This window comes from Delftia sp. ZNC0008 (assembly GCF_000799035.1).
Classification (GTDB): domain Bacteria; phylum Pseudomonadota; class Gammaproteobacteria; order Burkholderiales; family Burkholderiaceae_C; genus Comamonas; species Comamonas tsuruhatensis.
Map to the genome: position 1 here is coordinate 1 of NZ_JTKZ01000157.1, position 10,536 is coordinate 10,536.

Genomic DNA, 10,536 nt, shown 5'->3' on the forward strand with positions numbered 1-10,536 from the left:
CCGCGTTGCAGGCCGTGCACCAGGCCGTGGGCCAGGCGCTGGACGATGGCGAGCTGCCGCTGATGCTGGGCGGCGACCACAGCCTGGCCATGGGCTCGATCAGTGCCGTGGCCGCCCACTGCCGCCGCCTGGGCCGCGCGCTGCGCGTGATCTGGCTGGACGCCCACGCCGACTGCAACACGCCCGATATCTCGCCCAGCGGCAACCTGCACGGCATGCCCGTGGCCAGCCTCTGCGGCCTGGGGCCCGAGCCGCTGACCGCGCTGTCCCAGGGCGGCGATCCGGCGCTGGATGCCGCCTCGCTGTGCCAGATCGGCCTGCGCAGCGTGGATGACCAGGAAAAGCGCCTGCTGCATTCGCTGGACATCGAGGTGTACGACATGCGCGCCATCGACGAGTTGGGCATGCGCGAGGTCATGCGCCGCGCGCTCGACGGCCTCGCCGGCAGCGACACCCACCTGCACCTGAGCTTCGACGTGGACTACCTCGATCCCGACATCGCGCCCGGCACGGGCACGCCCGTGCGCGGCGGCCCCAGCTACCGCGAGGCCCAGCTGTGCATGGAGATGCTGGCCGATACCGGACGCCTGGGCTCGATGGACCTGGTGGAACTGAACCCGGCGCTGGACCTGCGCAACCAGACGGCCGAGCTGGTGGTGGACCTGCTGGAGAGCCTGTTCGGCAAGAGCACGCTGGTGCGGGCCGATCGCTGAGGCCGCTCAGGCTGGCGAGAGCGAAATACGCCAGCCGTCGCCCGTTGCGTCCGTAGCGAAGCGCACAGGCACAAAGCGCTCGATCACCTCGAAATTGCTGCCCGCATGCGGCGTCAGTTCCGTGCAGGTGTAGCTGGCACCGCGCCCGCTGCGCCAGACGGCCAGCGCCAGCGGCAGGGCCCATTGGTCGGCCAGGTACGGGCCCAGCGCGGCCCGGCTGCCCTGGTGGCGGCGCACCTCGCGTGCCAGGTCATGCGCCACCTTTTCGGCGCTGACGCCCTTCATGCCGAACTGCGTGAACACTTCGCTCAGGTGCTCATAGGCCAGCGTGGCCAGCAGCGCGTTGCCCGGCCCCTCGTTCTGGCGCACGGCAGCCACCTGCAACTGCTCGCCAGACCAGCCCAGGGCCTGGCCCAGATGGTCCAGTTCGCGCTGGGCCACCGCGCGTGGCAGCGCGGGCGCAAAGCATTCGGCATGGCTGGCCACGGGTGCGCCGCGTTCGGTGATATCGAAAGGCACCAGCCCATTGGTTGCCGGCGTGATCGTCACATCCATCTCACCGCCACCGGCCGGATAAAAGCCCAGCCGGCGCAGCCGCAGTTCGCAGCGCGCGCCCAGCCTGTGCAGCAGCGGCGCATAGCTGCGCTCCAGGAAATGGAAGGGCGGCGCGGCCGGGTTGTGGGTGCCGCCGCCCAGGGTCAGGCGGCTTTCGCCATTGGCCAGCATCAGCGCGGGCCACAGCGTCTGCAGCAGCAGGGTGCAACTGCCCGCCGAGGCGATCACGAAGCGGTACTCGCCCGCACGCACCGGCCCCGGTGTGAATTGCAGCGTCTGCGAATTCATCTCGGCGCCCTGCATCTGCGCGCCGCAGATTTCGGCGGCGGCATTGACGCAGGCCAGGTGCTGGCGCATCAGGCCCGGCTTGGCGCGCCCGGCACGGATGCGCTGCATGGCAAAGGGCTGACCCGTGCACATGGACAGCGCCAGCGCGCTGCGCAGCATCTGGCCTCCGCCCTCCCCGGCGGAGCCGTCGATCTCGATCACTTTCATTTTTCTCTTTCATTCATTGCCGCCAAAGCGCGCCACGGCATCCCGCAGATAGCGGTCCAGCGGCGCCGCATCGGCCTGGTCCCCCGGATCGGGCGCATGGGCCATGGCATGGGCCAGCTCGCGCTCCAGGAAATCATGGACCCGCACCCGGCGCGGCCCCTTGGCGGCCTCGCCCAGGCGCATCTTGAGCTCCAGCAGCTCGTTGAGCTCGGCCAGCAGGACTGCATCCTCCAGCGTGCCCGCCGCCAGCTGCGCAAAGCGCATGGGCGGCGCACCACGCCCCTCGCGTATCCAGCGCGCGGCCAGCAAGGGGCGCAGCACATAGAAGTATTTCTTGTAGCGCACCACATCACCCTGCAGGTGGGCGCGCAGGTTCTTGCGCGCCATGGCCACGTAGTGGTGGTAGCCGCGCACCGGCGAAAAGCCCTGCTCGGCCAGCAGATGCAGGCGCTCGGCCCAGGGCTGCTCCTGCCGGTAGACCACGGGCGAGCGCAGCCATTCGAGCAGCGTGGGGTTGGAGGCGCGCAGCAGCCCCAGCGCCTTGCGCAGCTCCCAGCCGCTGACATCGAGCTCGCCGCTGAGCGGCTGCTCTATGACATCGCGGCCCGGCGCCACCGTCAGATACCAGGGCAGGCGGTGGACGTAGATGAAGCGCACGTCATAGTCGCTGTCGGGCGAGGCAAAGCCCCAGCCGCGGCTGCCCGACTCGCAGGCAAACAGCACCGTGACCTCGTGCCTGCGCTCCACCTCGGCCAGATTGGCCAGCACCGTGGCGCGCATGGCATCGGAGACCGGATGCGCGCTCAATACCTTCTCTTCCCTCATGCTCTCATCCTGCTTTCTGTTCCGGAGGATGAGAGCCTGGGGCCCTCATCCACTCACCCTTTCACGCACACCACTTGCTTCAGGGTGTGCACCACCTCCACCAGATCCTGCTGCGCGGCCATGACCGCATCGATGTCCTTGTAGGCCATGGGAATCTCGTCCACCACATTGGCATCCTTGCGGCATTCCACGCCCTCGGTGGCCTTGATGTGGTCCTCCACGCTGAACATCTTCTTGGCCTTGGTGCGGCTCATCACGCGGCCCGCACCGTGGCTGCAGCTCTCGAAGCTCTCCGGGTTGCCCAGGCCGCGCACGATATAGCTGCGCGCGCCCATGCTGCCCGGGATGATGCCCAGCTCGCCGCGCCGCGCGCTCACCGCGCCCTTGCGGGTGATGAACACGTCCTGGCCGAAATGGCGCTCCTGCTGCACGTAGTTGTGGTGGCAGTTCACCGCCTCCACATGCGACTCGAAGGGCTTGGCGATCACCTTGCGCACCGTGGCGATGAGGTTGGCCATCATCACCTCGCGGTTGCGCATGGCGAACTTCTGCGCCCAGGACACGCCGCGCACATAGTCGCCAAAGTAGCGGGCCCCTTCCTCGAAATAGGCCAGGTCCTTGTCGGGCAGGTTGCGCTGATGCAGTTCTGCGTCCTTCTTGGCCAGCTCGATGAAATGGGTGCCGATGGCATTGCCCACGCCGCGCGAGCCCGAGTGCAGCATGAACCACACGAAGCCCGCCTCGTCCAGGCAGATCTCGATGAAGTGGTTGCCGCTGCCCAGCGTTCCCAGGTGCTTGCGGTTGTTGGTGTTGGCCAGGCGCGGATGCAGCTCGCACAGCAGGTCGAACTCCTCGGCCAGCGTGGCCCAGACCTGGTCCACCGACACGGGCGGGTTCTCCCAGCTGCCGGGATCGCGGCCCCGGTGGCGCGGCACCGAGCCATGCGGCACGGCCTGCTCTATGGCCGAGCGCAGCGGGCCCAGGTTGTCGGGCAGGTCCTCGGCGCGCAGCGTGGTCTTGGCAGCCATCATTCCGCAGCCGATGTCCACGCCCACGGCCGCCGGGATGATGGCCTTGATGGTCGGGATCACCGAGCCCACGGTGGCGCCTATGCCCAGGTGCACATCGGGCATGGCCGCGACATGCTTGAACACCACGGGCAGGCGCGCGGCGTTCTCCAGCTGCTTGCGCGCCTCGTCCTCGACGGGCACGCCCTTGGTCCACATCTTGATGGGGACGCCGCCCTCGACATCATGCTGTTGGTAGTTGTTCATGGTGCTGTTCTCTTTCATGTCTTTGTTCTTGGTTGAATCGTGTTTCCGCCTCAAGTGGCCATGGCGTCGAATACCGCGCCTATGCGCTCATCCAGCGGGTAGCACTGGTGGTCGCGCTTGCCTGAAGGCAGCCAGGAGCTGGCCGGGCCGCGCTCGGCCAGTTGCAGCAGCTTTTCTGCCCAATGCTTCTTGGTGCCTGCCTGCGAGAGCCACTGCTCCATCGTTGCACGGTAGCCATTGCGATCGGATGCGAAGGCATTGCTGATGCAGTTCCCACCCCAGATGAATTCGTAGAAGCATGCATCGACAAAATGCAGCGTGGCGCTCTCGCTGTCACAGGTCAGCCAGTGGTCCAGCAGGGGCTGGAGCGGCACACCGGCGTAGTCCCACATGAGCAAAAAGGAGAAGGCCTCTTCGCCCTGGAAAACGCTGGTGTCCGGCTCAGCCCACTGCTCCAGCCCCAAGGCAAAGAAGGCACGAGCAAAGGCTTGCAACGCCGCGCTTTCCTGCGATGAAAAGGAGCCGGGCTCGCAACGACCAAGGCGGTCCAGATACAACTCGGTGGAGTGGTGCAGCCTTGCGCCCTGCGCCAGCAGTTCCAACATTCTTGGCGCCAGGTACTTGATCTCATCCGCAGGCTGGACCACGCTTTTGGCAGCGTCGTTGTATTGGTAGAAATGGTGCTCGGTCAGGCTGCGCAGGGGCAGTCGACGCATCTCGCGCTCCAGGTCTGCATCCATGCAGCATGTGACGCAAGCGTCCAGCGCTACCGACGGCGACCTGTATCCAGCAAAGCTCTGGTAGAGCGCCTGTGATGCAGCAGCCAGGGCGTCTGTACGCTCCTGTATTTGCGCTGCAGGCGATTGCATCCTTTTCGATGTCATCTTCTTGTCCATGGTGTCTCTCCTTCAAGGGCAGGCATGAAGCAACCGGCACCGCCGGCGACTCCACGCCCGCCTCATCGCGTGATCAACGCATCTTCACCAGCCCGTTGAGCACCTGATCCAGCCCGCCGAACACGGAGATCTTGTCGATGCGCTCGGCCACGCGTTCCAGCGTCTCCAGCTCCTTCATGCGCAGGGCCACGGGGTTGTCCTCCATGACCTTGGCGGTGTTGAGCAGCGAGCGCGTGGCCGCCGTTTCCTCGCGGCGGCGGATCACGTTGGCCTGGGCCTGCTTTTCGGCCTGCACCACCTGGGTCAGGATGGCCTTCATCTCGCCTGGCAGCACGATGTCCTTCACGCCCACGCTCTCCACCACCATGCCGAAGGGCTGCAGCTTGGCCGCCATGTGCGCGGTCACCACGTCGTCGATCACCGTCTTGTTCTCCAGCAGCTCATCGAGCGTGCGGGTGCCCACGGCGGCGCGCAGCGCGAACTGCAGCTCCCGGTACAGGTGCTCGGCGGGCTTTTGCAGCTGGGCAAAGGCGCGCAGAACGTCGGTGTGGCGATAGGTGGCGCTCAGGTTCAGGCGCAGGCTCACCTTGTCGCGGGTCATGATGTCCTGGCCCGAGACCTCGACGGCCTGCAGGCGCAGGTCCACCAGCTCCACGGCATTGCTGCGGCCGAACTTCCAGAACGCATGGCTGCCGGCCTGCAGCAGGCGGTCCACCTTGCCGTCGATGGTCAGCAGCGCGCACTGGCCTGCGGGCACCTGCACCTGCAGCACGCCGTTGAGGCCGGACACGCTGCGCTGGCGCAGCTGCGTCTGGGTCAGGCGCGCCGCCAGGGCGGCGGGCAGCTCGGCGCCGCCCTGCAGGTCGACCACCTGCACGCTCACATCCACCAGTCCCTTCCAGTACAGGCGGCGCGTGCCGGGCGGCAGGATCTCGACCAGCACGCCGTTTTCGCTACGCAGGCCCGCCTCGGTTTCGGACAGTTCCACGCGCAGGAATTCGGCGGCCACCACGGCGGGCTCCTGCGCCATCAGGTAGTCGGCCAGGCCGTGCGTGAAGGCGGGCTGCTCCAGGGCAAAGGTTTCCACGCGCAGCTGGTCGGTGCCGGCAAACAGCCAGTGCCGGCCGCTGTGCAGCACGCGCTCGAAATCGCCATTGCGCAGCAGCAGGGCGCGTTCGTTCTTCTTGATGGTGATGCGTTGGATCTTCAGCATTTCTTCTTCTCCTCGTTCGGCGTCTTCGCCGCAATCAATAGGGGTGCCGTTACAGCAGCGGCGGGGTTCCAGGGGGCACGGCCCGGGCCTTGCAGTGCGCCGTGGCGGCAACCCTGGAAACAGGTTGCAGCGTGGCTGGCTGCGGGCGCGGACCGTGCCGGGACCTGGCACAGCCGCCGCTGCTGACGGGGGGCGGCCTGGGGCTGCATCGCAACCCGGTGGCCACCTCCCGCGTTCGGCGGGTGGTCTTTCGACCGTTTCAATAGCCCGGCCTTGCGGCCGGAAGAGTGGGCAGGAATCGAACCTGCGACAGTCCTCTTGCGAGGGTGCTCTACCAGACTGAGCTACCAGTGGCTGGCAAGCCTGGAGTCGAACCAGGCGTCCCTTGCGGGACGGTTTCCACAACCTTGCCGTTACCCAGCGCCTGCGGCGTGCGGCATGCGGGAAATCGACAGGCCCCTGGGGGCCCGGACTTCCCGCACCGGCGGGGCGGGCGTTTGCCCCAACCCCGGCCTGTGAGCGGTCACCGCCTGCACTGGATGCCTTGCTTATTGCGAGATGCGTGCCAGCCTGGCATCCGGTGCCAAAAAATTCTTCAACCCATTGATTTATTTGGATAAATATCAAATCACACTTTCCTTGATTTCTTCTTCAATCCAAAGAAACTAGAATTTCAGCTATCCAACTAGACAAACACATGGAAAAGAAAAAGGTCGTCATCGGCTTTCTGGGTACGCAGCTGGACTCCGGCAGGGGCGCGGGGCGCTGGGAAAAATGGCGGCCGACCCTCTCCCTCATGCAGCACGAGGATCTGGTGGTGGAGCGGCTGGAGCTGCTCTACACGCCGCCCCATCTGGCCCTGGCGCAGCTGCTGCACGGCGACATCGCTACGGCATCGCCCGAGACCCGGGTGAACCTCGTGCCCATGGACATTGCCGATCCCTGGGATTTCGGCGAGGTCTATGCGCGGCTGTTCGACTGGACGCAGGCCTATCGCTTCGACCCCGAGCGCGAGGAGTACTGGACCCACATCACCACGGGCACGCACGTGGCACAGATCTGCCTGTTCCTGCTGGTGGAGTCGCGCCGCATTCCCGGCGTGCTGGCCCAGACTTCGCCGCCCCGGCGCCAGCGCATGGGTGACCCGGGCAGCTATGCGCTGATCGACCTGGACCTGTCGCGCTACGACGTGATCGCCCAGCGCTTCGGCGCCGAGCAGAGCGAGGCCGTGCAATTTCTCAAGAGCGGTATCGCCACGCGCAATGCCGGGTTCAACGCGCTGATCGACGAGATCGAGCGCGTGGCCGTGCGCTCGCGCGCGCCCATCCTGCTCACGGGTCCCACGGGTGCGGGCAAATCGCATCTGGCGCGGCGCATGTACGAGTTGAAGAAGGCCAGGCACCAGGTGCAGGGCGAGTTCGTCGAGGTCAATTGCGCCACGCTGCGCGGCGATGGCGCGGCCTCGGTGCTGTTCGGCCACAAGAAGGGCGCGTTCACGGGCGCTGCGGCCGACCGCGCCGGCCTGCTGCGCAGCGCGCACCAGGGCGTGCTGTTCCTGGACGAAATCGGCGAGCTGGGCCTGGACGAACAGGCCATGCTGCTCAAGGCGGTGGAGGAAAAGCGCTTCTATCCCATGGGCAGCGACCGCGAGGTCAGCAGCGACTTCCAGCTGGTCGCCGGCACGCACCGCGACCTGCGCATCGACGTGGCGCAGGGGCGCTTTCGCGAGGATCTGTTCGCGCGCATCAACCTGTGGTCCTACGCGCTGCCGGGCCTGGCCGGGCGCCCCGAGGACATAGAACCCAACATGGACCACCTGCTCGCGCGCTCGGCCGACGAGACCGGCCAGATGGTGCGCTTCAACGTGGAGGCCCGCGAGCGCTATCTGCGCTTTGCGCGCTCGCCCGAGGCGCTGTGGAGCGGCAACTTCCGCGACCTGTCGGCCAGCATGACGCGCCTGGCCACGCTGGCTGACGGAGGGCGCATCTCCACGGCCCTGGTCGATGCCGAGATCCAGCGCATGCAGTGGCTGTGGCAACGGGGCGAGGCAGCGCAGCCCGCCCCCGCCGGCGCCGGCTGCGGCCTTGATGCGCTGTTGCCCGCCGATAGGCTGGAGCAGATGGATCTGTTCGACCGCATGCAGCTCGAAGCGGTGCTGCGCGTGTGCAGGCAATCGCCCTCGCTGTCCGATGCGGGGCGCCGCCTGTTCGACCAGTCACGCACCCAGCGCAGCGTGGTCAACGATGCCGACCGCCTGCGCAAGTACCTGCTGAAATTCGGCCTCAAATGGGATGACGTGGCCGGCCGCGCGCCTGCGGCCTGAGAGCGTGCGCGCCCTGCGCGGCTACAGGGCCTTGCGCAGCGTGGTCGGGGGGATCTTGAGCAGTTCGCGGTACTTGGCCACGGTGCGCCGTGCGCATTCGATGCCCTGCTCCTTGAGCATGTCGGCGAGCTGGTTGTCCGACAGCGGCTTCCTGGGGTCCTCGGCTGCGACGAACTGCTTGATGAGCGCGCGCACGGCCGTGCTCGACGCGTTGCCGCCCGCCTCGGTGCCCAGCCCCGAGCCGAAGAAATACTTGAGTTCGTAGGTGCCCTGCGGCGTGGCCATGTACTTGGCCGTGGTCACGCGGCTGATGGTGGACTCATGCAGGCCCAGCGCATCGGCAATGTCGCGCAGCACCAGCGGGCGCATGGCCAGCTCGCCATGCACGAAGAAGTTCTTCTGGCGCTCCACGATGGCCTGCGACACGCGCAGGATGGTGTCGAAGCGCTGCTGGATGTTCTTGATGAACCAGCGCGCCTCCTGCAGCCGCTGCTGCAACGCCGCATGGCCTTCGCTGCCCCGATGGCTGCGCAGCGCGCTGGCATAGATGTCGTGCACGCGCAGCTTGGGCATGACATCGGGGTTGAGTTGCACGCTGAACTCCATGCGTCCCGCACCCATGCGCACCGGGCGCACGATGACATCGGGCACGACGATCTGGCGCTGCACGTCGGCAAAGCGCCGGCCCGGGCGCGGCTCCAGCCGGGCGATCAGGACCATCGCCTCGCGCAGCCGCTCCTCGCGCGCGCCGCACAGGCTGGCGAGCTTGCGCAGGTCACGCCGCGCCAGCAGGTCCATGGGCTGGGCGCAGATGTCCAGCGCGGTGCGCAGCACGGCCTGCCGATCTTCGTCCTCGGCACTGCCGTCGCCTTCGCGCTCGGCATCGGCCAGCTGGTCGCGCAGCTGCAGCGTCAGGCATTCGGCCAGGTCGCGCGCGCCCACGCCCACCGGCTCCAGGCTTTGCAACAGGCGCAGCGCCACGGTGAAGCGGTGCACCAGTTCCTCGCACTCCTCCAGGTCGTCGCCCGCCAGGCCCTGTGCCAGCTCGTCGAGCGGGTCTTCCAGGTAGCCGTCGTCGTTGAGGTTCTCGATCAGAAAGCGCAGCGCGGCGCGGTCCACCTCGCCCAGGCGCAGGCTCAGGGCCTGGCGGTGCAGGTGGTCGGTCAGGCTTTCTGCGCTGCGTGCCAGCTCGGTGGCATCGGTCTCGTCATCGTCACCCTGGCCGCGCGTGCGGCTGGAAGGCGCATCGCTGCCCCAGTCGCGGTCGTCGTTGCCCGAGTTGGTCTGGCCATCGCCTTCCCAGCTCAGGGACTCGGCCGTGCCGGAGGTCTCGACGGCATCGCCGGAGGATGTGTCCGACGGCGCCTCCCATTCCACCGCAGCCGATGGCTGGTCCGCACGGCTTTCCTGGAAGGAGTCCGCGGCGTCGGCGCCGGGCGCCGCAGGCTCCGGGGCGCTGCTTGCCGCTTCGTGGTCGCCGTCGTCGTTCGCCAGCTCCAGGAAGGGGTTGTCGCCCAGCATCTGCTCCACTTCCTGCGCCAGCTCCAGCGTGGACAGCTGCAGCAGCTGTATCGACTGCTGCAGTTGCGGGGTGAGCGAAAGATGCTGGGAGACGCGCAGCGACAGTCCGGGCTTCAAGCGGCAGCTCCTTCGCGCAGGCAATCTCGCAGACGGGCCAGGCAGGGCATGGCGCTACATCCGGAAGTGTTCGCCGAGGTAGACGCGCCGCACTTCGGCGTTGTCCACGATCTCCTCGGGTGTGCCTTGGGCCAGCACATGGCCGTCGCTGATGATGAAGGCATGGTCGCAGATGCCCAGCGTCTCGCGCACGTTGTGGTCGGTGATGAGCACGCCGATGCCGCGCGCCTTGAGAAAGCCGATGATGCGCTGGATCTCGATCACGGCGATGGGGTCGATGCCGGCGAAGGGCTCGTCCAGCAGGATGAAACGCGGCTGCGTGGCCAGCGCACGTGCAATCTCGACGCGGCGGCGTTCGCCGCCCGACAGCGCCAGCGCGGGCGATGCGCGCAGATGGTCCACGCGCAGTTCCTGCAGCAGCGCCGTCAGGCGCTCCTCGATGACGCTGCGCGCCAGCGGCCGGCCCTGCTCATCCCTTTGCAGCTCCAGCACGGCGCGCACGTTGTCCTCGACGCTGAGCTTGCGAAAGATCGATGCCTCTTGCGGCAGGTAGGACAGGCCCAGGCGCGAGCGCTGGTGGATGGGCATGTTGCCCACGACGCGG

At 67.3% G+C, this 10,536-nt stretch carries 9 protein-coding genes; 2 read left to right on the forward strand and 7 right to left on the reverse strand.

Annotation, left to right across the window (positions count from 1 at the left end; all coding sequences use genetic code 11):
- Nucleotides 1-713, forward strand: a 713-nt coding sequence (gene rocF / locus L995_RS05375) for an arginase (protein ID WP_047469899.1), incomplete at its 5' end; no start/stop codon positions are given.
- A gap of 6 nt (nucleotides 714-719) precedes the next feature.
- On the opposite strand, the gene rtcA is transcribed toward rocF, so the two are convergent.
- From rtcA to L995_RS05400, 5 genes are all read right to left on the reverse strand, one after another.
- Complete coding sequence (gene rtcA / locus L995_RS05380; protein WP_047469902.1) at nucleotides 720-1,763, reverse strand: RNA 3'-terminal phosphate cyclase; 1,044 nt, start codon at nucleotides 1,761-1,763, stop codon at nucleotides 720-722.
- A 9-nt stretch (nucleotides 1,764-1,772) separates the two neighbouring features.
- Nucleotides 1,773-2,588: a nucleotidyltransferase domain-containing protein gene (locus L995_RS05385; RefSeq protein ID WP_047469905.1), complete on the reverse strand. Its 816-nt coding sequence runs from the start codon at nucleotides 2,586-2,588 to the stop codon at nucleotides 1,773-1,775.
- A gap of 53 nt (nucleotides 2,589-2,641) precedes the next feature.
- Nucleotides 2,642-3,880, reverse strand: a complete 1,239-nt coding sequence (locus tag L995_RS05390; RefSeq protein ID WP_034367706.1) for an RtcB family protein — start codon at nucleotides 3,878-3,880, stop codon at nucleotides 2,642-2,644.
- A gap of 32 nt (nucleotides 3,881-3,912) precedes the next feature.
- Nucleotides 3,913-4,578, reverse strand: a complete 666-nt coding sequence (locus L995_RS05395) for a hypothetical protein (protein WP_231574358.1) — start codon at nucleotides 4,576-4,578, stop codon at nucleotides 3,913-3,915.
- Nucleotides 4,579-4,831: 253 nt separating this feature from the next.
- A complete protein-coding gene (locus L995_RS05400) occupies nucleotides 4,832-5,971 on the reverse strand; it encodes a slipin family protein (RefSeq protein ID WP_047469913.1) in 1,140 nt (379 codons plus the stop codon).
- 697 nt (nucleotides 5,972-6,668) lie between these two features.
- Here L995_RS05400 and rtcR point away from each other — a divergent pair.
- Complete coding sequence (rtcR, locus tag L995_RS05405; RefSeq protein WP_047469916.1) at nucleotides 6,669-8,294, forward strand: RNA repair transcriptional activator RtcR; 1,626 nt, start codon at nucleotides 6,669-6,671, stop codon at nucleotides 8,292-8,294.
- 21 nt (nucleotides 8,295-8,315) lie between these two features.
- Here the strand turns inward: rtcR and L995_RS05410 are convergent, their stop codons facing one another.
- The gene (locus tag L995_RS05410) at nucleotides 8,316-9,932 is read right to left on the reverse strand and encodes an RNA polymerase factor sigma-54 (protein WP_016454603.1); all 1,617 of its coding nucleotides are present in this window, start codon (nucleotides 9,930-9,932) and stop codon (nucleotides 8,316-8,318) included.
- Between the two features lie 54 nt (nucleotides 9,933-9,986).
- Nucleotides 9,987-10,536: LPS export ABC transporter ATP-binding protein (gene lptB / locus L995_RS05415; protein WP_047469919.1), on the reverse strand; the 550-nt coding region annotated here is incomplete at its 5' end.

Bases quoted from the DNA above. Each gene is read 5' to 3' on its own strand.
- L995_RS05385 (WP_047469905.1), bottom strand. From the start codon at position 2,588: ATGAGGGAAGAGAAGGTATTGAGCGCGCATCCGGTCTCCGATGCCATG.
- L995_RS05395 (WP_231574358.1), bottom strand. From the start codon at position 4,578: ATGCGTCGACTGCCCCTGCGCAGCCTGACCGAGCACCATTTCTACCAA.
- L995_RS05400 (WP_047469913.1), bottom strand. From the start codon at position 5,971: ATGCTGAAGATCCAACGCATCACCATCAAGAAGAACGAACGCGCCCTG.
- rtcR (WP_047469916.1), top strand. From the start codon at position 6,669: ATGGAAAAGAAAAAGGTCGTCATCGGCTTTCTGGGTACGCAGCTGGAC.
- rtcA (WP_047469902.1), bottom strand. From the start codon at position 1,763: ATGAAAGTGATCGAGATCGACGGCTCCGCCGGGGAGGGCGGAGGCCAG.
- L995_RS05390 (WP_034367706.1), bottom strand. From the start codon at position 3,880: ATGAAAGAGAACAGCACCATGAACAACTACCAACAGCATGATGTCGAG.